Below are 23,192 nucleotides of genomic sequence, written 5' to 3'. Positions count from 1 at the left end.
TTTAAGCTGTATTTCGCTTTCCTGAAGCCATCATCTGTTGTTAACAAGTAAACGTTTAGTTTCAGGAGCATCATTTGAATATCAGCCGCAATGATAACAGAGCATACCGCGCCTTTACACTGGACAATGGTCTAAAAGTACTATTAGTGCAAGATAAAGATTCTACAAAAGCGGCAGCATCAATGGCAGTTAACGCCGGGCATTTTGACGATCCTCTTGATAGGCAAGGCCTAGCACACTTTTTAGAGCACATGCTTTTTTTAGGCACAGACCAATACCCAGATTCAGGCAGTTTTAATAATTTTGTTTCGCAAGCTGGCGGGAACACTAATGCGTGGACTGGCACTGAGCATACCTGTTACTTTTTTGATATTAATAACCAAGAATTTGAACAGGCGCTTACCCAATTTAGCCGTTTTTTTATTTCGCCACTTTTAAATTCAGCCGAAACAGAAAAAGAACGCAACGCAATTGAAGCCGAGTTTAAACTAAAAATAAAAGACGATGGTCGCCGTATTTATCAAGCCCACAAAGAAACGGTAAATCCAGCTCATCCATTTGCTAAATTTTCTGTAGGAAACCTACAAACCTTAGCTGACAGAGAGCGCTGTATTAGTGATGAGCTTCGCGACTTTTTTAATAGTCAGTACCAAGCTCAGTGGATGACTTTAGTTATTTGCGCAAACGAAACATTAGACACACTACAAAGCTGGGCACAAACTTACTTTGGCGCAATTAAGGGTAATAAAAACCTCAAAAAGCCAGAGATCAGTGAGCCACTTTATCGCAAACAAGACATAGGAAAAACACTTCATATTGAGCCGCATAAGCATATGCAAAAACTTATCATAAGTTTTGCTATGCCTAATATTGACGACTTTTATCGCCACAAAACAGTGAGTTTTATTGCCCATTTACTTGGCTATGAAGGCGCGGGCTCTCTTTATTCTATTTTAAAAGAGCAAGGCTGGATAAACGCGCTTTCTGCTGGCGGTGGTATTAATGGCAGTAACTTTAAAGATTTTAATATTAGCTTAGCGCTTACCGATGAAGGTATTGAATACTTCGAAGACATTATTGAAATGGTGTTTGAATATATTTGCTTAATTAACGATAACACCGAAAAATTGCCGCGTTTATATCAAGATAAAAAAAATCTATTACAAATAGCATTCGATAACCAAGAAAAGTCACGCTTGATTGATTGGGTCAGTAATTTAAGCATTAATATGCAGCATTACGATGAAGCAAACTACGTGCAAGGCGACTATTTAATGGAAGGCTTTAAAAAAGCGACCCACGAAATGGCCATGCAGTGGTTAACGCCACATAATATGCGCATCGTACTTATACATCCAGATGTAGAGCCTGAACATAAAACCGCATGGTACAACACACCATATAAAGTAGAACATATTTCACCTAGTTGGCTTGATGCACTTAGCGAGATAAATAAACCGCTGAGCGAAATGCTGCTGCCTACCGCTAATCCTTTTTTAACAAAAGAAGTGGTGTTATTTGATGTCATAAAACCACAAACAAAACCCGAGTTATTAGTAAAAGAACCCGGTTTTGATTTTTGGTTTAAACAAGACAACACATTTCGTGTTGCTAAAGGCCATTTTTATTTGGCCATGGATTCTGATTTTGCCGTAAAAGATGTAAAGCATATGGCACTCACCCGCTTATTTACAGATTTATTTATGGATAGCGTAGGCGAGCAATTTTATCCTGCAGAACTTGCAGGACTTAGCTACCACTTAACCTCGCATCAAGGTGGATTAACTCTACATACCGCTGGGCTTTCATCCAGTCAGTTAGAGCTTGTTGATCAATTAATAGATGCTTTATTTAATGTAGAAATTTGTGCAAAACGCTTTGCTGAATATAAAAAACAACTTGTAAGGCATTGGCGCAATAGCAACCAAAACAAACCAGTCAGTGAGTTATTTAGTATTTTAGGCGCAAAAATAATGCCTTGGAACCCTCAACCTGGGGAGCTTGCATCGGCATTAAAAAACACCTGTTTTCAGCAATTTAATGAGTTCAGAACAGACTTTTTTAAAGCACTACATGTTGAATCATTTTTACATGGTAACTGGCAGCAAAGTGATGCATTAGCCTTTCAAAAAAAGGTCGCCGAACACCTAAAAAACGCAGCCATAATTGAAGATTTAAGACGCCCTCTTTTTGAAATTAAAAAAGTAACTCGCTATGAGTTAGAACTTCCTTGTAGCGACCATGCCATGGTAGTTTACTATCAGGCGCAAACGGATTGCGTGGCCGAAAAAGTAAAAATGATGGCGTTAAATCATTTAATTAATCAAGATTACTTTAACGAGTTACGAACAACGCAACAGCTAGGTTATTTAGTGGGCGCAGGTTATGCACCTTTTAATACTCGTGCTGGAATAGCATTTTATGTGCAGTCACCTAAGTTTGATGCAAAAACATTATTGCATCGTCATAACAGCTTTATTAAAAAATACCTTGATAACATTGATGCACTTGATGAAAACGATTGGCAACAGCAAAAACATGGCCTTAGTACTCATATTGCAGAAAAAGATAAAAACTTGCGCCTGCGCTCACAACGGTTATGGCTTGCTATTGGTAACAGAGATCACGAATTTCATATGCAGCAGCGACTTTTAGATGCCCTAAACGCACTAACACTAAGAGAAGTAAAAGTTTATGCACTAAGCCTATTTGATGATAATAGACCAAGATATGAGCTTTTAAGCTCGGCGAAAGTCAGTAAATCTCAAAATATGCCCGTTTACTCTCAATCTCTTTGACTCTAGGTTTAGCTTGTTTTAAATTATCATTTGTAAATTAGAAGTAATCAAAAAATGATAAAAACAATAATAAAACTAAGCATGCTTGTAGTACTTGCTTACTCATTTGAGCTTTTTGCCTTTGAGTCATCACTTAATTACAACTCAGACAATATACTTATACTAGCAAGCGCCATTATATCGCTTGCTTTGCCCTACCTGTTATTTGTAATCCATAAACTTAGACGTTCACGCCGCCAACTTCGACTTTCGGAAAAACGCCTTAAAAGTACCGTAGAAGGTAGCGGCGATACACTTTGGGACTGGAACATAAAAACAGGCGAAGTTATTCGTATTAACGATAAGTATTTAATGGACTCAACTACGTTAATGGGGTTTCCACCAAATAAAGGCCTTATCCATCCTCACGATATTAATAACGTTGAGCACTTGCTAAAAGTGCACTTTGCAGAGCAGTCTGCTTTTTTTGAAGCCACCTACCGAATCAAAGATACTTTTGGTCGTTGGCACTGGGTGCTCGATCGCGGAAAAATAATTGAAAAAGACGCCAACTTATCCCCCCTTAGAATGACGGGTACCGTTCGCGATATATCACAGTTAAAATCAACTGAAGAGCGCTTAAACCTTTTTGCAAAATGTGTTGAGTCGCTTACTGACGCCTTAGCAATTTACGATAAAAACTTTAAACTGGTTGATATAAACCCTAGCTTTTTAACCTTGTTTGGTGGCGTACGCGAACAATACTTAGGAAAAGATTTTAGCCTATCTGGGTATGAGCCAAGCTACACAAACAGAATTATTGAAATAGTAAAAGAGCGCGAACATATTCAACAAGAAGTGAAGCTTCGTAATAGTGAGCGTATTTTATTACCGATAGAAATATCCATAGATGAAATTAAAAACGATCAAAATCAAATAACTAATTATGTCGTTGTATATTCAGATTTAACAGAGCGTAAAAAAGCAGAATCGCAATTACATAACTTATCGAATCGAGATCGCACAACCAGTCTGCCTAACCGAAATTTATTTTTTACTGATTTGCATAAACTAGTAAAACTCAATTCGCATCACGCCTTGCTTGTATTCGATTTAGATAACTTTAAAAAAATAAATGACTCGTTAGGACATCAGCTAGGTGACAGCTTATTAGCTAAACTAGCAATGCGCTTAAATAAACTAACCCGCGAAAATGATGTGTTTTATCGTTTAGGCGGCGATGAGTTTGCTCTGGTAATGTCTGACACTAACGACATACATGTAATTACACGCATGGCTAAACAGTTTTTAGCAGCCATTGCTACACCATTTAAAATGGCAGGCCACGAACTGGCAATCACCTCAAGTGTAGGTATTGTATTATTCCCTGAAGACGGTAATACGCCTGAACTGCTTTTAAAAAATGCAGATACCGCCATGTATCATGCTAAAAAGAAAGGTAACAGCTACTTATTTTTTAACGACACGATGAACCGTAAAGCCGTTAAACGACTGCAAATTGAAAACCTCATGCGCTTTGGTTTAAAAGAAGACCATTTTGAAGTGTACTACCAACCAAAAATGAATATTCGCACAGGCAAGCTAACCGGAATGGAAGCATTAGTGCGCTTTATTACACCCAAAAAAGGCATTATTAGTCCGGGAGTTTTTATACCTATAGCCGAGGAAACGGGCCAAATAATTGAAATTGGTGAGGTGGTATTAAACAAAGCCTGCAGAGACGTAAAAGAATGGCTAGATAGCGGTTTATTTAGCGGCCGAGTAGCTGTCAACTTATCAGCAAAGCAATTTAGCCTCCCCGATTTAACCTCTCGTATTGACGTTATTTTGCAAAAAAATGAATTACCTTCTTACTTTTTAGAGCTTGAAATAACAGAAGGTACTGTAATGGATGACCCTAAAGAAGCCATTGCAATTATGCGTTCGTTAAGTGCCCGAGGTATTCATTTAGCAATGGATGATTTTGGTACTGGTTATTCATCATTAGCGTATTTAAAGCAATTTCCGCTTAATACACTTAAAGTAGATAAAGCATTTATAGATGACATGACCAACGAACGTGGCCGTAATATGGTCGACTCAATAGTCACTATTGCGCATAACCTTGATTTACATGTAGTGGCTGAAGGTGTAGAACAAGCCCATCAAATTGATATACTCAAAAAGCTTAATTGCGAAACAGTACAAGGTTATTATTATTCCAAGCCACTATCAAAAAGTGAATTTACTGAATTTTTAAAGCAGCAACAAACTAAAGCAGCCCCAAGCTTAATTAGAAAAAATAAAAATGTGGCGTCGATAAATTAAGGGCGCCATATACACGCATTTATTCCTACATTTCTAACTAAAGCACGACGATAATGTAGATTAAACAAGCACCAGGCTACTGGTCCAAATAAACCGCCTAAAATCAGCCATCGTTTAATTGGCATGCCTTTTTTAATGGTTTCTAAATACATTAAAGCTATAAATGCACTGCTTAGTAAAACTATAAACAAAGCTACCCCTTAAAGTTGCTCAAAAATACGGCGCTTATTCTAACGCTAACGTGATTAAATTTAAAGCAACAAATCCCCGCGCGCAAAAAAGCCGAACCTGTTAAACACAGATTCGGCTTTTAAAATTATAATTTACGCGTTACTTTTCAGCACGACCCATAAATTTGTGTTCAACAGTATTAATACGGATACGGTCACCTGTTGAAATATGCTCTGGCACAGAAATATTTAAGCCAGTAGACATACGTGCAGGTTTTGAACGAGCACTTGCAGATGCACCTTTAATAGATGGGTCTGTTTCTTCAACAACAAGTTCAACACTTGATGGTAAATCAAGTCCTACTGGCGCGCCATCAATAACAATGACGTGTACGCCTTGCGTTTCTTCATTAACAAATAAAATTTCTTCGCTAATAGCATCTTTGTTTAAGTTGTAAGGCGTGTAATCTTCATTATCCATGAACACATACTCGTCGCCATCAATGTACGATAGCATTACTTCACGGCGTGTTAAATCAGCCAGCGTTAGCATGTCACTGTCTTTAAATGTTTCGTCAACTTTACCACCGGTTACCACATCGTATAAACGCATACGGTATAAACTACCACCAGCACGACCTTGCGGCACAGAGCGCACAATATCTTTTACAACTAAAACGCGGCCATTGAAGTCAATAGCAGTACCTTTTTTAACATCACTCGCCTTTGGCATGTGTGAATTCCTATTATTTTTTTGATTGGCAGAAACATACCACGAACTGGATTTTGTTCAACTAAAATTACGTTGGTTTTACGCTACATGTTGTATTAGCTTGTAAAATTTTAATTTATACTAAAATACATATAATCAAATGTGAAAAAAACTGCTATGGTAGCTTTACCGAGTATGACTTCAAGGAATGGATCATGGACCAGAAAAAAGTACATGAGTATTTAGTTAAAAAACCACTTGTTCAGGTTACAAAACCATTTGCGCAAGAGGTTGATGTATATAAAGTGAATCATAAAATGTTTGCGACTCTTGCTATTGGCAATGACGGTCAAACTAATGATGATGGTGAGGTTATTTGGTGGCTTAACTTAAAATGCGATCCTGATGAAGCAATATCATTGCGTGATACTTTCCCGGCAGTGATCCCTGGTTACCATATGAATAAACGCTTATGGAACACAGTAATTTTAGACGGCACAATTGCACAAGGTGAAATTGAGAGAATGATTGATAACTCATTTAATTTAGTCGTAGAAAACATGCCAGAAAAAGACCGCAAAGCTATCGCACTTCACTTGTAGCACTTTTTGGGCTAGGAAACTAGCCCATTAAAACCTTAAACCTTAAGCGTATAAATTAAATCGTCATATAACTTTTCGCCTATTGTATGCACTTTAAAAAGTGTATCGGTATGGGTTAAGCCGCACTTACTAAGCACCTTTTCAGAACCAATATTGCCACGCGTTACGACAGCTTTAAACTGCCTAATACCACATTCTTTCCAAGCCCAATCAATCACAGCTCTTAAAGACTCTGTCGCGTAGCCTTTATTAAAATACTCTGGCAATAATAAATAACCAAGCTCTGCGGTTTCTCCGTCATAGGCAAAGCCTGTAACACCCACTGGTTGTTTTGTTTTATTATTAATAATGAGTAAGCACAGTGGGTGGCGTGATTTAGTATTCCACTTAGGTAAGCGTATCTCAAAGCGGTTTCTTATCAGTGACTCCATTGGCATATCAAAACAATACTTAAGGACTTGAGGATCGCGATGAAGCGCTAGAAAAAGAGGCCAATCAGATTCTTCCATTTGGTACATGCTCAATCTTTGTGTAAATAATGTCATTAAGCTCCTCATTTAAATATTAAAAATCATAAAAAAACCGCATCTAAATGCGGTTTTTATAAACAGTAGAAACTTTATTCTTTTGTTTCAATCTCTTTAGTAACTTCAGGCTCAGTGACACTTTGCTCTTGTGGCTCAGTGCTTTGTACTTCAGGAGCTACAACCTCAACAGTTGCTGCATTATAAAAAGTAGTACCAGAGCTTGCCATTGTTACCAGTGACTCACATGGAGCAAAGTTAGCATCGCTGTTAGCTAATGTAGACATATCAGAGCTTATTTTACTTGCGCCTAATTTATCCATATAGCTAAACGGGCCACCTAAAAATGGTGGGAAACCAATACCAAATATTGCACCAATGTCGCCATCACGAGGGCTTGCAATAATGCCATCATCTAAACAGCGTACTGCTTCGTTAAGCATTTTCGATACACATCGCTTAGCAATTTCGCTTTTGTTTAAACGTGGAGCTGGGGTAACACCCAATAGTTCGTAAACTGACTCATCAACCTTTTTGCCTTTTTTGTCGTATTCATAAAAACCACGACCGGACTTACGGCCAAGGCGTTTTGAATCAATCATACTCATAAATGCATCAGGGCCTTTAAAACGCTCACCTAATTCTTTTTCAAGAATTGGAGCAATTTTAGAGCCAATATCAATCCCTACTTCATCAAGTAGAGCCAGCGGTCCTACCGGAAAGCCAAACTCAACTAGGGCTTCATCAATCTTTTCAATTGGCTCACCCGCAAGCATTAAATTAGCAGCTTCGTTTAAGTAAGGCGCTAAAATACGGTTTACGTAAAAACCGGCCATGTCTTTTACAACAATTGGCGTTTTACCTTGCTTACGTGCAAAGTTAACAACGCGAGCAATAGTCTCTTTAGATGTACCTTCGTGTGGAATAATTTCCACTAATGGCATTTTTTCTACTGGTGAAAAGTAATGTAAGCCAATTACATTTTCAGGACGTGCTGCCTGCGCTGCAATTTGCGAAATTGGTAATGATGACGTGTTACTAGCAAAAATTGTATTTTCTTGGCATTGCTGCTCTACGTCGGCAACCATACCTTGCTTAAGCGCAAGATCTTCAAACACAGCTTCTATTACTAAATCAATGTGTTTAAAGCCGCTGTAGTCTGTTGTACCTGTAATACGGTTCATTGTTAACTGCATATCAGCTTTAGACATAATACGGCGCTTAAGGCGCTTGTCTAAAATTTTGTAGGTGTAGCTCATTGCATTACTAATGCCCTGCTCTGCTACATCTTTAATACGTACCGGTACTTTAGCTTTAACAGCACTTACGTGCGCAATACCTGCGCCCATTAGTCCACCACCTAAAACAGCAGTTTTGCTAATTGCGGGTGCGTCTTCATTGCGCCACTCTTTTTTCATTTCAGTGGTTGCAAAGAAAATACCGCGAAGCGCTTTCGATTCGTCACTCATTACAAGTGTTGCAAAGCTTTCAGCTTCTGTTTTATACGCTTTTAGCTCATCAAGCTCTACACTAGCACGCACAGCTTTAATAATAGCGAGTGGTGCTGGGTAGTGCCCGCCCGTTTTTTTAAGTACGTTTTCTTTAGCTTTTTTAAAGATAAAGTTACGGCCAAACGGGTTTGACTCTAGTAATTTACTAATATTGTCGAGCTTTGGCTCTTTTGCTTGTGGCTTTTTCTTAGTCGCAAATTCTTTTGCAACTTTTAGCAGCACACTGTGTGGTACACAGTCATCAAGCACGCCTGCTTTTTTAGCTTGCTTAGGGCGAATTTGTTTACCTGTTAGCATCCACTCAAGTGCTTTTTGAATACCAACAATTTTAGTTAAGCGCTGCGTACCGCCGCCACCTGGTAGTAAACCAAGTTGCACTTCTGGTAAGCCAATTTTTGTTAAATCGCTGTCGGTACCAACACGGTAGTCACACGCTAAAGCAAACTCTAAACCACCACCTAATGCAGCGCCATGAATCGCACTTACTGTTGTGTATGGCAGTTTTGTCATATCAAAAAATGCTTGATGGCATAGTTCGCTAATAGCTAAAGCATCATCACGCTTTTGAACGCTATCAAGCATTTTTACATCGGCGCCCGCGATAAAGTTATCGGTTTTTCCGCTTATAAATACCATGCCTTTTACATTTTGCGACTTAGCGTCTTCTAATAATGCTTTTAAGTCATCGGCAAAACTACTGCGCAGGGTATTCATTTTCTCCCCTGGCACATCAATCGTTACTACGGCAATTTTGTTTTCATCTACCGCTAAATTAAATACTGAATCAGTCATTACGCGCTCTCCAATACAAAGGCTGCACCTAAACCACCAGCAGCACACGCTGTTGTTAATGCCAAACCGCCACCACGACGTTTAAGCTCGTGTAAGCTTTGCGTAATTAAGCGTGCACCTGTTGCTGCAAATGGGTGACCATATGCTAAAGAGCCGCCGTTAACGTTAAACTTATCCATGTTAATTTCGCCAATTGCTTTGCTGCGACCTAAATGCTCTTGTGCAAATTTGTCTGAGGCAAACATTTTCATATTGGCAAGTGTTTGCGATGCAAACGCTTCGTGCATTTCAATTAAATCTAAATCAGCAAGCGTAATACCCGCTCTATCTAGTGCAATAGGCGTTGAATGAGCTGGGCCCATTAACATGTCTTTTTCTACGCCAATTGCCGAAAATGCAAAGCTACGTACGTAACCTAGTATTTCATAGCCAAGTGCTTTTGCCTTGCTTTCGCTCATCATAAGTACGGCCGCTGCACCATCAGTTAATGGTGTTGCATTTGCAGCGGTAACAGTACCGTGCTGACGGTCAAAAACAGGTTTAAGCTTGGCGTAGCCTTCAACCGTTGAGTTTTTACGAATGTTGTTGTCTTCTGAAATAAAGCTTTTATATGGCGGTAAATGCGCCGTCATTACTTCATCTTTTAACTTACCATCAGCCCATGCTTGCGTTGCAAGTGAGTGAGAACGATGCGCTAACGCATCTTGATCTTCACGGCTAATGTTGTGTGTTTTAGCCATTTGCTCAGCAGTTTGCCCCATTGAAAGGCCTGTTGAGTACTCTGCAACTGCAGGAGGCACTGGTAATAAGTCTTTTAAACGCAGTTTTGAAAATATTTTTAAACGTTGACCAAGCGTACGCGCTTTATTTAAATCAACTAAGCTGCCTGCTAGATTTTTACTTACACCAATTGGCAATACTGATGACGAATCTGCGCCACCTGCAATACCTACACTTACAGATCCCGCCATAATAGACTCAGCTACATTAGCAATAGCCTGAAAGCTGGTAGCACATGCGCGCGATACAGAATATGCATCAACCGATACAGGCATACCTGTGCCCAATACAATTTCACGTGCAATATTTGGCGCTTCTGGCATTTGTACTACTTGACCAAATACAAGTTGATCAATTTCTGACTTATTGAAATTTAATCGTTCAAGCATTTCGTTAACCACCAATTTCCCCATATCAAGTGCAGGTACATGGTGAAACGCTGTTGCTTGTTTTGCAAAAGGTGTACGTAAGCCGCTAACGATGGCAATACGGTCGCCCTTTGGTGTTTTTAGTATGTTTTGCTCAGACATTTATGCTCTCCCGCTGACAGGTCTGACCTGTTTGTTTTCCTCGATTCTAAACAACCCGTGCCCTAAAGCCAATAGATAAACACAAATTTATATAAACAGTGTTTAATTACGACTATCACAATAGGCTTTTTTAGACGCATTTACAAAGTTTTGTGGTACGCTAAAATTCGTTAAAAAATAACGAACTATTTTAAAAAATACAGTCTAACTCTTGAGTTACCCAATTATAAACCTTATAAATAGGTCAGTATTTATCACCTAACACTATTAGGTACAAACCCAGCTGACGAGGACAGTCCACTTATTATGGCAGCTAACGCATTTTCACAATTAAAAACGTACTTAGATACACAAATCATTGGCCAGCCAGAGCTTACTCAAGCGCTACTTATTGCTATTTTAGCTGATGGTCACTTATTAGTAGAAGGCCCTCCTGGGCTTGCAAAAACACGTGCAGTTAATGCACTTGCTAAAGGCATTGAAGGCTCATTTCAGCGCGTACAGTTTACGCCAGATTTATTACCAGCTGATGTAACAGGTACCGATATTTACCGCCAACAAACTAGCGAGTTTGTATTTGAAAAAGGCCCTCTTTTTCACAACCTAATTTTAGCTGACGAAATTAATCGTGCACCAGCCAAAGTACAATCAGCACTATTAGAAGCCATGGCAGAGCGACAAGTTACCGTGGGTAAAAATACCTATCCGCTTAGCGAACTGTTTTTAGTTATGGCAACGCAAAACCCGCTAGAGCAAGAAGGGACTTACCCGTTACCAGAAGCCCAGCTGGATCGCTTTTTACTGCACCTAAGTATTGACTACCCTGGCGCAGAGCATGAGCTTGATATACTGCGTTTAACACGCGGCGAAGCGCTTAACGAGCAACAACCAGTAATGCAAAAAATTAGTCAAAGCGATTTATTTGCAGCGCGTAAAGAAATATTAGGCCTTTATTTAGCAGAGCCACTTGAGCAATATTTAGTACAACTTATTATAGCCACCCGTGAAGGCGCTAAATTAGACGCGCAACTAGGTAGCTGGATTGAGTTTGGTGCAAGTCCGCGTGCAACAATAGCACTTGATAAATGTGCTCGTGCTCATGCATGGCTTCAAGGCCGTGACTTTGTAGCACCTGATGATATTCAAGCTGTTGTGCATAACGTACTGCGTCATCGCATTATTTTAAGTTACGAAGCCCAAGCCGTTGGCATTACTAAAGATCAAGTAATAAGCCGTATAGTTGAACTTGTAGCCGTACCATAAGTTATGCAAAAACAATTAGAAACCCAAGCATGGCTCAAACAGAGCCATAGCCACGGTGTTAATTTAGCACTCAAAGAGCTGATGTATTACAAAGCCAAAGCGCAATTGCTTGAACTTGCCCCTAAGGTAAAAATAAAAAACACCTTAACAGGGCAATACCTTGCACCGCACAAAGGCCGAGGAATGGAATTTGCCGAAGTGCGACATTATCAGCAAGGTGACGATATTCGCTCTATTGATTGGCGAGTTACTGCGCGTACCGGCGAGACTCACACAAAGCTCTTTCAAGAAGAAAAAGAGCGCCCTGTGTTTGTGTTCACTGATTTTTCTAACTCAATGCTGTTTGGCTCAAAGTTACTGTTAAAGTCGGTGCAAGCTGCGCATATAAGCGCTCTTGTTGCATGGTCGGCGTGTCAGCGCGGCGATAGAATTGGCGGTATTGTGTTTAATCAGCACTCGCATTTAGAGCTAAAACCCAGCGCCCGTGAAAAAGCCGTGCTTAAGCTTTGTCATAATTTATGCGACAACCACCAGCAAGCGCTTAACAATATTGATAAAACAGCCACTAACAACTTTAGCGATAACCTAAAGCGCCTTAACCATTTAGCAAAACCAGGCAGCTTAGTGTATTTAGTGTCTGATTTTAATGCTCTGGATGATGCCAGCTTTAAGCAACTTGAAATATTAAGCCGCCACTGCGAGCTGATTGGTTGCCACATAAGCGATCCATTTGAGCATCAGTTACCTGCGTTTAAGCAAGCCGTTACCGTTAATGCAAATGGTCAAGACTTTGCCCTACCATTAATGGATAACAGCTTTAGAGAACGCTTTGCTAAAAATGCTGAGCAAGCATTTAGCGCGCGCTTTAATCGCCTAACTAAATCGGGTCTTAATTTAATATCATTCAATGCAGCAACACCGCTTGAGCTGCAATTAGTGAGAAAATAACCATGCAAACCAATCCACTCGATGGCCTGCACGATATAATAGCGCCAAGCCAAGTTAATTGGTGGCCACTCGCCCCTGCTTGGTGGGTTATTATTGCACTGCTGTTTTTAGCACTGTGCGCAGCTATTTATATATTTTATAAAAAACATAAATTTAAAAAGCCTAAACGCTACGCAATACAATTGAGCCAAAGTGAGCAAAACCCTCAGCAACTGCATATTATTTTAAAACGTTTAGTGATTGAATATTACGACAAGCGACTTGCTGCGCAATCTACCTCTAAATGGTGCACAACACTTAATACACTCACCGGTTTAAGCTTTACAGAACAAGAAATACTAAGCTTGTATAACCCCAGCCAAAAAGATACAACACTGTGCGAAAAATTTCGCCAAGGTATTAAGCAATTTAAAATAAAGGAGTCAGTAAATGTTTGAATTTAGCTGGCCATGGTTATTTTTATTACTACCCTTGCCTTTATTACTTTTACTATTAAAACCCGCAGCAAGTAATGCCAGTACGCGTTTACGTATACCCAGTTTTGCAAAGCACAATTTAATCAGCCAAAGCATCGAGCCACACGCACGACGTTTAAATCCCCTCGAGTGGATAATTTGGTTATTACTTGTTACTGCTGCTGCCAATCCAACATGGTTAGATGAGCCAATTTCATTACCAAATGAAGGACGCGATATAATGTTAGCAGTTGACTTATCAGGCTCGATGACCGAACAAGACATGGCTTATAATGGCCAATATGTTGACCGCCTTACCATGGTAAAAGCTGTACTCAGTGATTTTATAGAGCAACGTCAAGGCGACAGGCTTGGGCTAATATTATTTGGCGACACCGCGTTTTTACAAACCCCGCTCACCCGCGACGTTAAAACAGTAAGTAAAATGCTCAGCGAAGCGCAAATTGGTTTAGTGGGGCGCGCAACAGCCATTGGTGATGCATTGGGTCTTTCGGTAAAACGCTTTGCCAATAAAGATGAAAGTAACCGAATTGTGGTGCTATTAACCGACGGACAAAACACCGCGGGCAATCTAAACCCAGAAGATGCCCTACTGCTAGCTCGCGAAGAAGGTATTAAAGTGTACACCATTGGTGTTGGCTCAGATAATCCGCGCGGCTTTAGTCTCTTTAATGTGGGAGGCTCTAGTGGCAGTAATTTAGATGAAAGCTTACTTAAAAAGATTGCCGAGCAAACTGGCGGATTATACTTTAGAGCTAAAGATGTAGCTGGCCTTCAACAAATTTACGCAGAGCTTGATAAGCTTGAACCTATTAGCGCTGATGAACAAACTTTTCGCCCACAAAGCTCATTATTTTACTACCCGTTACTTATCGCTATTTTACTTATTAGCTTAAAAGTAATGCTTAGTACACTGCGTGCATTAAAGGAGCCAAACTAATGGATTTTGAATTTATTCGCCCCGCTCTTTTATGGTTACTCATACCTGCTGTGGCATTATTTTTTGTTGCCTTAATTAAGCATAAAAAAACCACCAGTGAGCAGCTAATTGCACCTCATTTAGCACAATTTATAATGAGCGAAGCAAACACTAAAGCCAGCCAGCCACTTTGGTTAGTTGCTTTGTTTTGCAGCCTTGGCATTTTATTTAGTGCTGGGCCTAGTTTTGAGAAAAAACAAGTTCCTGTATTTCAAAGTAAAAGTGCCCGTGTAATTGTTATGGATATGTCGTACTCAATGTACAGCACCGATATTTTACCAAATCGTTTAATGCAATCACGCTTTAAAGCGCTTGATATGATTGAGCTATTTAAAGAAGGTGATACCGCGCTTGTAGCTTACGCAGGCACGGCCTATGTAATTTCGCCACTAACAAACGATGCCACAACACTCAGTAATTTAATTCCAAGCTTAAGCCCTGAAATAATGCCAGACAAAGGCTCAAACGTTTTAGCCGGTCTTGATATGGCCAAAGAGCTATTAACGCAAGCGGGTTATATTGATGGCGACATTATTTTAGTAACCGACGGTATTGACCAACAAGAACAAAGCGACGTAAGTAGCTTTACCAGTAACACCCAATATAGATTAAATATATATGGCGTAGGCACCGCTCAAGGCGCTCCAATTAAGTTACCTGAAGGTGGCTTTTTGAAAGACAGATACGGCCAAATTGTAGTACCTACACTTAATGCCAGTCAGCTTAAAAATTTAGCATCAAGCAGCGGCGGTAAATTTGCGAGCTACCAACCTAGCAATAACGACATAAATACGTTTGCTCCAAATGCGCAGAGTGAATTATTGAAAGACGAAAAACAAAGCCACGCGCTTTGGCGAATAGATGCAGGTATTTACGGACTCTTGTTATTACTGCCATTTGGCTTGTATTTATTTAGACGCGCTGCCTTGTTGGGGGCTTTTTTAGCTTTTGGTTTTTTACCGCAGCAAAATGCGTATGCCGTAGAGCTCCCTACTCTTTTGCAAAATGCAGATCAACGTGCATTAGAGGCTTACAATAATAAAGAATACGATGCAGCAACACAGGCGCAATCGAGTGAGTTAAAAGGCGCGGCGCTATACCAGCAAGGTAATTTTGATGCTGCACTTAATGAGTTTAGTAATGATAAGTCGGCTATCGGTTTATACAACTACGGTAATGCCCTTGCCAAAGCTGGCAAACTTGAGGACGCAATTGAAGCGTACAAACAAGCCCAAACCTTACAAGATGACTTTACGCAAGCAGCCGATAACCAAGCCTTAGTTGAGCAATTACTAAATCAACAAGAGCAACAAAACCAGCAAGATCAGCAAAGCGACGGCGACGACTCTCAAGACCAAGATGATAGTCAGAAAAAAGATGAGCAAAACCAAGGGCAAAATTCTGATGAGTCAAAACAGGATCAGCAACAAAATGGTGATAAAAGCAATTCTGAAAAAGGCGAAAACGAAAGTCAAAGCTCAAGCGATGAAAAATCAGATAAAGAGTCTGAACAACCCAAAGATCAACAAGGTGAGCCTGGCGAGCAATCAGATAAGCAAAATGAGCCTGATATGCAAGCCCAGCCACAAAGCGAACAAGGGCAAAATAAAGACGCTGACCAGCCTAAAGAGGATGAGCAGCAACAAAGTAAGCCACAAGCAATAAGTGAGCAACCTGCCACTGATGAGCAAAAACAAAATGCTCAGCAACAAGCGATGCAAGCCCAAGCAAGTGAGCTCACTAATGAAGAAAAAGAAAAAGCACAACAGCTTAATCAACTACTTAGAAAAGTCCCGGACGATCCGGCTATTTTATTACGGAATAAAATGCAATTAGAAGCCCAAAAAAGACAATACAAACGTCGCCCTACAGGAGTCGAAAAATCATGGTAATGCGATTATTTTGCTGTTTATTGCTATTAAGTGCGATGCCTTCGTGGGCTGCCACCAAATTAGAAGCCAGCGTAGATAAAAACCCTGTATTAGCGGGTGAATTTTTTATGCTTAATATATCGGTAGACGATACAGTTAAAGGCGAGCAACCAGACACCTCATCGCTGTTAAAAGACTTTGTTGTAGGCCCAACAAGCTTAAGCTCTCGTACCAACATTATTAATGGCAGCATTAATAAACAAACTACGTGGTCAGTTAAACTAATGACCCGTACAGAGGGTGATTACACGATACCAGCATTTAGCGTTGCAGGGTTAACCTCACAACCTATTAAGTTAAAAGTGGCAAAACGCTCAGTTGATGCAGATAAAAATAACGAAATATTTTTAAAAACGTCGCTCTCGAGTAATTCATTATTTGTGCAAGAAGCCGGTGTTTACACTGTTAAGCTCTACCTTGCCAAAGAACTGCTTGATGGCAGCTTAAGCACACCAAGTATGGAAGATGCTCAGCTAACCCAATTAGGTAAACAAACTGAGAGTTATGAGCTAGTTGATGGCAAACGCTACCTTGTTATTACTCGTGAGTATTTAATTCAACCACAAAAAAGTGGTGCCTACACGATTGCAGGCCCCGCTTTTCAAGGGCGAGTACAGCAAAATTACCGCCAACTGGAGGTATCTGCTCTTGGCGATGATCAGCAAGTAGAAATAAAACCAATCCCGAGTGATTATAAAGGCGCATGGTTACCAAGCGAATTGGTTAACCTTGATGAAGAATGGCAACCTAACGACAACACAGTAGAAGTAGGTACGCCTATAACACGTACTATTACGCTTACCGCGCTTGGAGTTACAAAAGAGCAATTACCTGAAATCTCTATGCCTACTATTGATGGCATACGCAGCTACCCTGACCAAAAAGAAAATAACAATGCAGTGCGAGACGGACGCGTTGTGTCGCAGCAAACTGCATCGTATGCCTTACTGCCGCAAAAACCAGGTACTTATACTTTGCCTGAAATAAAGCTGCCTTGGTTTAATACCAAGATGAACCGTATTAGCGTAGCCACATTACCAAAGCGTACTATTACAGTAACGCCAAGTACTACCGCGCCTAATACAGCCATAGCAAACCCACAACCCAGTACAAATATTTCACCTACCCTTGAAAATATTTCGAATCAAGCAACTGGCACACAACCTATTGAAACTAAAAGTGATACTCCTCTTTGGTTAATAGTTTTTGCCGCTTTAGGGTATATTTTATGGATTGGTACTGTAATTTTTTACTTAATAAGCCGTTCTACTAAAAATACGACTGAAAAATTACAGCTAAACACCCGTGGTACTTCTCAGCCAAGCTTAAATGAGCTTAAAGCATTAGCGAAAACACACGATGTAAAAGCCTTTTACACCGCATTAAATAACTTTTCTGTAAAGGTGACCCATAAAAATGTTGGCGCGATTGATGAGCTCTGCATCCGCGTAAACAGCAGCGAGCTTAATGGTCTCATTAGCCAATTGCAGGCACAACTTTACAGTAATAAAGGCGCAAACACGGATCTTAATGCTATTATTAAAATTCTTGAGAACTATCAAACTCAGGCATCAAAGTCGCAACAAGCTGTATTAAAAGACCTTTATAATTAATAACTACGAACCTTAGGTCTTTTTTTGCAATAACTAATAATTTTTAATTAAAAAAGTGCTTATGCTTGGAAAGAAAAAATCAAACAATCAGGTCTTAATCGATATGGCAGAGAAACAAAAGCGTTATGAAGCCTTGGTCCACGTTTACAATAAAGAGCTTTATCGCTTTGCTTATTGGTTATGCCGTGATCCGCACATAGCAGATGATTTAGTACAGGAAACGTTTTTACGCGCATGGCGTTCACTCGACTCTTTACTTGATCAAAAGGCAGCTAAACCTTGGCTGCTTACTATATTACGAAGAGAAAACGCACGCCGATTTGAACGTAAACAGTTTGATTACAGCGACGTAGAAAACGATACGCTTGTTGATGAAACCAGCCATTCATTAGACGATGAAATGGAACAAACGGTAATTCAACGCCAGATTGCACTGCTATCTGATGAATACCGAGAGCCATTATTACTGCAAGTTGTAATGGGCTGCTCTGGTGAAGAGATTGCAGGCATACTTAATTTAAATAAAAACACGGTAATGACTCGTTTATACCGTGCCAGAAATCAACTTAAAGAGGCTTTAAGCCGTGATGATGAACAACTTAAAGGGGCATCAAAATAATGGATGAACTTGAGTTTCGTCGCCGCACTATTGCGCAGCCAAACGACATTGACAAGGAGCTTATGGAGTTTGCTGACAATAACCCAGAGCGACAAAGTTTTATTAACGATATGAAAGATTTTGATAAATTCATTCAAGATTCTTTAGATATACCTGTGCCTGAAAATCTTGCAGACCGCATTCTTTTAAACACATCGTTAAAAGAAAAAGCACTCCAAGAAGAACAAGCAACTGGTAAAAACGTGGTTGATGCTCGATCGCGTTTTAAGTTTGATCGTGTACATCTTGCGTTAGCAGCGTCTTTTGTAGTGGCGATTAGTGCCTTCTTTTTTAGTACAGAGCAAAATATTGCACATGAAGCAGGTGAGCATGCGCTTGCCCATGTGTACTACGAAATTAATGCGCTTGATAAAAAAGAGCCCATTAGCCTACAAAGCGTCAACGACAAGCTTGCAGTATTAGGTGGTCATCTTGATGAACTTCCTGGCGCTGTAACTTATGCGATGTTTTGTGATTTTAAAGGCGAAAAAGGACTGCATTTAATATTTGAGTCTGACTTTGGTCCTATGACGGTATTTATAGTGCCTTCTGAAAATAAATCATTTGGTTTTGGGGATGACAACTTCCGCGATGAGCGCTTTGAAGGTCACATTAATCGTGGCTCACAAGCTGATACTATTTTAGTGGCAAGTCTTGGAGCACCTCTAGATACATATAACGAACGCGTTACTGGCGCAATTCGTTGGCTTTAAAATAGACAAATTTACCGCTTAGTTTCTACTGAGCGGTTTTTTGATTATATACTCACCAACAAAGCGTTTCTTCACTCCCCAAAACCTCTGATTTTTAAAGTAATTAATTAAATTCCTAAAGAAAGTAAATTATAATCGCGGCTCGATTTTAATTAGGGAATTTCATGAAGAACATCATCGTTATTTTTTCATTATTGGCATTATTATGTACTGCCAGTTTTGATGCACACGCACGTAAAAAATTTGGCAGTAGTAAACGCGGACAGACACCTGCAACACAACAAACAGCGCAAAAACAACAAACAGATACAACAACACCTAACGCTACACCTAAAGCCACATCAAATAAAAAAGGCATTATGGCAGGCGTTTTTGGAGGGCTTTTAGCGGGTGGCTTAATTGCAGCAATGTTAGGCGACGATTTTGAAGGTTTTCAGCTATTAGAAATGATTTTATTAGCTGGCGCACTCTTTATTTTATTTAAGCTAGTAACGGGCTTTTTACGTGCTAATCGTGCCCCACAACTTGCCAGTGCAAGTACAAGTGCTCAGCAAAATGCTTTTAAACAAGCACCTATCGAGCAACCAACAAGTACCGGCTTTGCAAGCAGCGCCCCACAAGGTGAAAGTGTGCCTTTTAATTTACCACCTAACTTTGACGTTAATGGCTTTTTGCAAGGTGCCCGTAGTCATTACCATACGCTACAAACTGCATGGGACAATGCCGATTACACCACAATGGCTGAATACTTAAGCCCTGCACTTGTTGCCGAGTTTAAAGCTGAACGTGAAGCTATACAAAGCGTAGAAACAGAAGTGATGTTTATTGATGCCGAACTTGTGCGCGCAGATACAAACGCGCAATCGTGGCAGGTTAGTGTTCGCTTTAAAGGTAAGTACCGTGATTTAGGCGATAAAAAAGAAGAGCCTATTTTAGAAATTTGGCACTTAGAGCGTCTAATTTCAGACGACGCTCCATGGCTAATAGTGGGTGTTGAAGATTTAATTGATACTCAATAATTTTGTATTGTTTAAAGCACCGCGCTTTTAGCGCGGTGCTTTTTTATTTAAAAAACAATCGATTTTCCACGTCCTGATGCTTCAGAAGCGGCATCTAGTTGGCCCTCTTTATTAATAATAACGTGTAAGTCACCAAAGTGATTCTCATCTATGGTGTAACCCATTTTTGTAAGCTCTGCTTTTACGCTATCGGTTAAACCTATGTGTGTTCTAATTATATTTTTAGGCCACAGTTGATGATGAAAACGAGGGCTATTTACAACCTGCTCTGCAGTCATATCAAACTCTACCGCATTTAAGATAGATTCGTACACAGAGCTAATAATCGTTGTGCCACCTGGCGAGCCTGTCACCATTTTAACGGTGTTGTCTTTAAGGAGTATTGTAGGCGTCATAGAGCTAAGCATACGCTTGTGCGGCTGTATTTCGTTAGCTTTGCCGCCTATTGCACCAAACACATTCATAACGCCTGGTTTGGCACTAAAATCGTCCATTTCATCATTTAAAATAAACCCTGCACCTTCAACAACTACACCGCTACCAAACCCTAAGTTTATTGTGGTGGTATTTGCGACAGCGTTACCCATTTTATCAACAATTGAAAAGTGTGTAGTTTGCTCACTTTCTTTAAGGCCCGGTTTAATATTTTCGGTAGTCGAGATAGCGGTTAACGAAATGCCATTACTGCGCTCTTTGAGGTAGTTAATATTAGTTAATGCGTTGACTGGTACATCAAAAAAATCAGGATCGCCTAAATACTCCGCCCTATCTGCAAATACACGTTTACCTATTTCAGAAAGTAAGTGTACATACTGAGTAGAGTTATGCGCTAAGCCCGCATCTGGTTTTTGTAACTCATACATTTTAAGCCACTGTAAAATAGCAATACCACCTGAACTCGGCGGTGGAGAAGTAAGTACTTCATAACCATTCCAACTCGCTTTAATAGGTGTACGTGATTTAGCGGTGTAACCTTTTAAATCATCTTGATTAATTATACCGCCATGTTGGTGCATAAATTTAGCAATAATATTTGCAGTTTCGCCTTTATAAAACCCATCTTGGCCGTTATCACGGATACGCTTTAGCGTTGCCGCTAACTCGGGTTGCTTAAATACTTTATTAGCTTTTACATCAGCAAAGTATTTTTCGAAGTTTACATTTATTTTTTGCTCTTTTAGATGGGCTATATAATTGCTCACACCTTTTGCTAACTTAGGCGGAACTACAAACCCTTGCTCAGCCAACGTTACCGCTGGTTGTACTAATTCTTCCCACTTTAAAGTGCCATGTTTTTTATGGGCAAGCCACATGCCCGCTACACTGCCAGGTACACCGCTTGCATGAATACCATATATTGATTTGTTTGCAATAACATTGCCTTGCTCATCTAAATACATATCACGATGAGCCGCTGTTGGCGCTGTTTCGCGATAATCTATAAAATCGCCCTTGCCATCTTTTTGAATAAGCATAAATCCCCCGCCGCCAATATTGCCGGCTTCAGGAAGCGTTACTGCAAGTACAAATTGTGCCGTAATAGCCGCATCAACAGCATTACCGCCTTGCTCTAATATACTTTTAGCAGCATCGGCACTGAACGAGTCAGGCATTGCTACCGCGCTTTGCGATAAAGGCTGCGCTAAAACACTAAAAGCAGCGAACTGTAAAACCAGCACACTTTTGACAATTAATTTACTTGGTGCAAAAAACAATCCCATACAACATCCTTAATTTATTATTTTTTAGTTACGCATCCTTATTAATGCACGTCAGTTAAGGACAGGTCAATCTTTATACTGTTGATATTTAATCATCTTTAAACACTTTTTGAATAAAGCACCGCAGGTAAGTCGCCTTGCTCGTCTGTATGTGTATAATTTTTTATAAATTGCAGACCTAGCTTTTTCATTATATTTATAGAAGCCGTATTATCTTTTAGTGCCATTGCACTTATCGCCTTAACGTCATCTTGCTTTATAAGTTCATCACATAATGCTAAAGCCGCCTCGGTTGCATAACCATGCCCCCAACTTGCTTGCTTAAAGCGCCAGCCTATTTCAATATCACTGTAGTTTGGTGCATCAGTAAAAAAGCACATAGGTCTTATTAATACCCAACCTATAAATGTATTGGTTTGCTTTATAGTGATACTCCACAGCCCCCAGCCTTTTAGATCATTTCGATATGCGAGCATACGAGGCACACCCTCATTTTTTATATGCTCTAAAGAGGTAGGTTCACCTCGTGTTAAATACTGCATTACAGCTGGGTCTTGGTCGAGTTCAAATAATTGAGGCCAATCATGCTCATTCATTAATTTAAAATTTAATCGTTTTGTTACGGGGGCGTTCATTTTCATTGTTGTATAGTCTGCCTCGAATTAATTATCAGTCTCTAAAGGAGATAGCACATGAATAAATTAGCAGGTTTAGCTTTATTAGGCACTTTAATTACATTAACTGGTTGTGAAGATGCCAACGAAGTTAAAGAAGATGCAAAAGATAAAAGCGCACAAATGCAAGAAAAGCTTGGTGATGCATGGAACGACGTTAAAGAGACAACTAACGATCTTAAAAATGACGAGTCTTTAAACGAGCTATTAGAGCAAAGTAAAGCAATGGGCTTAGACATGTACGACGACGGCAAAGAGATTGCGGTTGACGCATGGATTAAAAGCAAAGAAGCTGCTGGCGAGTTAACTGAAAAAACTAAGCAAAAAGCGCAAGAAATTGCAGACGAAATTGAGCAAGCGCGTCAAGAACATAACGAAGGTTAATTAAACTTTCGATAATAAAAAAGGAAAGCCTCGGCTTTCCTTTTTTGTTTTGGACTATTTAGCCCAGTTATGCGTTTGCATATAGGG

Annotated in this window: 20 protein-coding genes; 13 read left to right on the top strand and 7 right to left on the bottom strand. The window is 39.9% G+C overall.

The features are described 5' to 3' along the window. The first annotated feature begins 74 nt into the window (after window positions 1-74). Window positions 75-2,798 carry an insulinase family protein gene (locus tag H5118_RS07575; RefSeq protein ID WP_182748402.1) on the top strand — a complete coding sequence of 908 codons (2,724 nt, stop codon included), beginning with the start codon at window positions 75-77 and terminating at the stop codon, window positions 2,796-2,798. Window positions 2,799-2,852: 54 nt separating this feature from the next. After that, complete coding sequence (locus H5118_RS07570; protein ID WP_182748400.1) at window positions 2,853-5,105, top strand: EAL domain-containing protein; 2,253 nt, start codon at window positions 2,853-2,855, stop codon at window positions 5,103-5,105. Here the strand turns inward: H5118_RS07570 and H5118_RS07565 are convergent. Continuing rightward, window positions 5,102-5,296 (bottom strand): hypothetical protein, encoded by a 195-nt coding sequence (locus H5118_RS07565; RefSeq protein WP_182695843.1) that lies wholly within the window; start codon window positions 5,294-5,296, stop codon window positions 5,102-5,104. The genes H5118_RS07570 and H5118_RS07565 overlap by 4 nt on opposite strands. Window positions 5,297-5,435: 139 nt before the next feature. Further along, window positions 5,436-6,008 carry an elongation factor P-like protein YeiP gene (gene yeiP / locus H5118_RS07560; RefSeq protein WP_002962153.1) on the bottom strand — a complete coding sequence of 191 codons (573 nt, stop codon included), beginning with the start codon at window positions 6,006-6,008 and terminating at the stop codon, window positions 5,436-5,438. 194 nt (window positions 6,009-6,202) lie between these two features. Between yeiP and H5118_RS07555 the strand changes: the two genes are divergently transcribed. Next, on the top strand, window positions 6,203-6,589 hold the full coding sequence (locus H5118_RS07555) for an MmcQ/YjbR family DNA-binding protein (RefSeq protein WP_039489238.1): 387 nt from the start codon (window positions 6,203-6,205) through the stop codon (window positions 6,587-6,589). Between the two features lie 35 nt (window positions 6,590-6,624). On the opposite strand, the gene H5118_RS07550 is transcribed toward H5118_RS07555, so the two are convergent. The 3 genes from H5118_RS07550 to fadI all read right to left on the bottom strand — a co-directional run bounded on the left by H5118_RS07550 (window position 6,625) and on the right by fadI (window position 10,726). Then, window positions 6,625-7,134, bottom strand: a complete 510-nt coding sequence (locus tag H5118_RS07550) for a GNAT family N-acetyltransferase (protein ID WP_024596740.1) — start codon at window positions 7,132-7,134, stop codon at window positions 6,625-6,627. A 74-nt stretch (window positions 7,135-7,208) separates the two neighbouring features. Continuing rightward, window positions 7,209-9,416, bottom strand: a complete 2,208-nt coding sequence (fadJ, locus tag H5118_RS07545) for a fatty acid oxidation complex subunit alpha FadJ (RefSeq protein ID WP_182748398.1) — start codon at window positions 9,414-9,416, stop codon at window positions 7,209-7,211. Then, a complete protein-coding gene (fadI, locus tag H5118_RS07540; protein ID WP_182724567.1) occupies window positions 9,416-10,726 on the bottom strand; it encodes an acetyl-CoA C-acyltransferase FadI in 1,311 nt (436 codons plus the stop codon). Before fadI ends, fadJ begins: the two co-directional genes overlap by 1 nt. A 306-nt stretch (window positions 10,727-11,032) precedes the next feature. On the opposite strand from fadI, the gene H5118_RS07535 reads away from it, so the two are divergent. The 9 genes from H5118_RS07535 to H5118_RS07495 all read left to right on the top strand — a co-directional run bounded on the left by H5118_RS07535 (window position 11,033) and on the right by H5118_RS07495 (window position 20,326). Continuing rightward, the gene (locus H5118_RS07535; RefSeq protein WP_182748397.1) at window positions 11,033-11,989 is read left to right on the top strand and encodes a MoxR family ATPase; all 957 of its coding nucleotides are present in this window, start codon (window positions 11,033-11,035) and stop codon (window positions 11,987-11,989) included. Window positions 11,990-11,992: 3 nt separating this feature from the next. Further along, window positions 11,993-12,937: a DUF58 domain-containing protein gene (locus tag H5118_RS07530; RefSeq protein WP_004335626.1), complete on the top strand. Its 945-nt coding sequence runs from the start codon at window positions 11,993-11,995 to the stop codon at window positions 12,935-12,937. Window positions 12,938-12,939: 2 nt separating this feature from the next. Then, window positions 12,940-13,374, top strand: coding sequence for a DUF4381 domain-containing protein (locus H5118_RS07525; RefSeq protein ID WP_004335624.1), 435 nt, complete (start codon window positions 12,940-12,942; stop codon window positions 13,372-13,374). Further along, window positions 13,367-14,353, top strand: a complete 987-nt coding sequence (locus tag H5118_RS07520) for a VWA domain-containing protein (protein WP_182748395.1) — start codon at window positions 13,367-13,369, stop codon at window positions 14,351-14,353. The genes H5118_RS07525 and H5118_RS07520 overlap by 8 nt, the downstream gene beginning before the upstream one ends. Further along, window positions 14,353-16,284: a VWA domain-containing protein gene (locus H5118_RS07515; RefSeq protein WP_182748393.1), complete on the top strand. Its 1,932-nt coding sequence runs from the start codon at window positions 14,353-14,355 to the stop codon at window positions 16,282-16,284. Before H5118_RS07520 ends, H5118_RS07515 begins: the two co-directional genes overlap by 1 nt. After that, window positions 16,278-17,936, top strand: coding sequence for a BatD family protein (locus H5118_RS07510; protein WP_182748391.1), 1,659 nt, complete (start codon window positions 16,278-16,280; stop codon window positions 17,934-17,936). Before H5118_RS07515 ends, H5118_RS07510 begins: the two co-directional genes overlap by 7 nt. A gap of 61 nt (window positions 17,937-17,997) precedes the next feature. Further along, window positions 17,998-18,555 (top strand): sigma-70 family RNA polymerase sigma factor, encoded by a 558-nt coding sequence (locus H5118_RS07505; RefSeq protein WP_032827217.1) that lies wholly within the window; start codon window positions 17,998-18,000, stop codon window positions 18,553-18,555. Further along, a complete protein-coding gene (locus tag H5118_RS07500; protein WP_138489429.1) occupies window positions 18,555-19,307 on the top strand; it encodes a DUF3379 family protein in 753 nt (250 codons plus the stop codon). Before H5118_RS07505 ends, H5118_RS07500 begins: the two co-directional genes overlap by 1 nt. Before the next feature lie 164 nt (window positions 19,308-19,471). Then, the gene (locus H5118_RS07495) at window positions 19,472-20,326 is read left to right on the top strand and encodes a Tim44 domain-containing protein (RefSeq protein WP_182748389.1); all 855 of its coding nucleotides are present in this window, start codon (window positions 19,472-19,474) and stop codon (window positions 20,324-20,326) included. A gap of 47 nt (window positions 20,327-20,373) precedes the next feature. On the opposite strand, the gene ggt is transcribed toward H5118_RS07495, so the two are convergent. Together ggt and H5118_RS07485 are read right to left on the bottom strand one after the other, a co-directional pair. After that, complete coding sequence (ggt, locus tag H5118_RS07490) at window positions 20,374-22,047, bottom strand: gamma-glutamyltransferase (RefSeq protein WP_039489224.1); 1,674 nt, start codon at window positions 22,045-22,047, stop codon at window positions 20,374-20,376. A gap of 98 nt (window positions 22,048-22,145) precedes the next feature. After that, entirely contained in the window at window positions 22,146-22,688 is a 543-nt protein-coding gene (locus H5118_RS07485; RefSeq protein ID WP_182748387.1) for a GNAT family N-acetyltransferase, read from the bottom strand. 51 nt (window positions 22,689-22,739) lie between these two features. On the opposite strand from H5118_RS07485, the gene H5118_RS07480 reads away from it, so the two are divergent. Then, window positions 22,740-23,105: a hypothetical protein gene (locus tag H5118_RS07480; RefSeq protein WP_024596750.1), complete on the top strand. Its 366-nt coding sequence runs from the start codon at window positions 22,740-22,742 to the stop codon at window positions 23,103-23,105. Window positions 23,106-23,192: the final 87 nt, after the last annotated feature.

It is taken from the genome of Pseudoalteromonas sp. SR41-1, assembly GCF_014164015.1.
Lineage (GTDB): Bacteria > Pseudomonadota > Gammaproteobacteria > Enterobacterales > Alteromonadaceae > Pseudoalteromonas > Pseudoalteromonas distincta.
Note: the sequence above shows the minus strand (reverse complement) of the source record. Positions and strands in the feature narration are given on the sequence as shown.

Excerpts from the sequence above, each read along its gene's own strand:
- H5118_RS07570 (WP_182748400.1), top strand. The coding sequence starts at position 2,853 with ATGATAAAAACAATAATAAAACTAAGCATGCTTGTAGTACTTGCTTAC.
- yeiP (WP_002962153.1), bottom strand. The coding sequence starts at position 6,008 with ATGCCAAAGGCGAGTGATGTTAAAAAAGGTACTGCTATTGACTTCAAT.
- H5118_RS07555 (WP_039489238.1), top strand. The coding sequence starts at position 6,203 with ATGGACCAGAAAAAAGTACATGAGTATTTAGTTAAAAAACCACTTGTT.
- H5118_RS07550 (WP_024596740.1), bottom strand. The coding sequence starts at position 7,134 with ATGACATTATTTACACAAAGATTGAGCATGTACCAAATGGAAGAATCT.
- fadJ (WP_182748398.1), bottom strand. The coding sequence starts at position 9,416 with ATGACTGATTCAGTATTTAATTTAGCGGTAGATGAAAACAAAATTGCC.
- fadI (WP_182724567.1), bottom strand. The coding sequence starts at position 10,726 with ATGTCTGAGCAAAACATACTAAAAACACCAAAGGGCGACCGTATTGCC.
- H5118_RS07535 (WP_182748397.1), top strand. The coding sequence starts at position 11,033 with ATGGCAGCTAACGCATTTTCACAATTAAAAACGTACTTAGATACACAA.
- H5118_RS07530 (WP_004335626.1), top strand. The coding sequence starts at position 11,993 with ATGCAAAAACAATTAGAAACCCAAGCATGGCTCAAACAGAGCCATAGC.
- H5118_RS07525 (WP_004335624.1), top strand. The coding sequence starts at position 12,940 with ATGCAAACCAATCCACTCGATGGCCTGCACGATATAATAGCGCCAAGC.
- H5118_RS07520 (WP_182748395.1), top strand. The coding sequence starts at position 13,367 with ATGTTTGAATTTAGCTGGCCATGGTTATTTTTATTACTACCCTTGCCT.
- H5118_RS07515 (WP_182748393.1), top strand. The coding sequence starts at position 14,353 with ATGGATTTTGAATTTATTCGCCCCGCTCTTTTATGGTTACTCATACCT.
- H5118_RS07510 (WP_182748391.1), top strand. The coding sequence starts at position 16,278 with ATGGTAATGCGATTATTTTGCTGTTTATTGCTATTAAGTGCGATGCCT.
- H5118_RS07505 (WP_032827217.1), top strand. The coding sequence starts at position 17,998 with ATGCTTGGAAAGAAAAAATCAAACAATCAGGTCTTAATCGATATGGCA.
- H5118_RS07500 (WP_138489429.1), top strand. The coding sequence starts at position 18,555 with ATGGATGAACTTGAGTTTCGTCGCCGCACTATTGCGCAGCCAAACGAC.
- H5118_RS07495 (WP_182748389.1), top strand. The coding sequence starts at position 19,472 with ATGAAGAACATCATCGTTATTTTTTCATTATTGGCATTATTATGTACT.
- ggt (WP_039489224.1), bottom strand. The coding sequence starts at position 22,047 with ATGGGATTGTTTTTTGCACCAAGTAAATTAATTGTCAAAAGTGTGCTG.
- H5118_RS07485 (WP_182748387.1), bottom strand. The coding sequence starts at position 22,688 with ATGAAAATGAACGCCCCCGTAACAAAACGATTAAATTTTAAATTAATG.
- H5118_RS07480 (WP_024596750.1), top strand. The coding sequence starts at position 22,740 with ATGAATAAATTAGCAGGTTTAGCTTTATTAGGCACTTTAATTACATTA.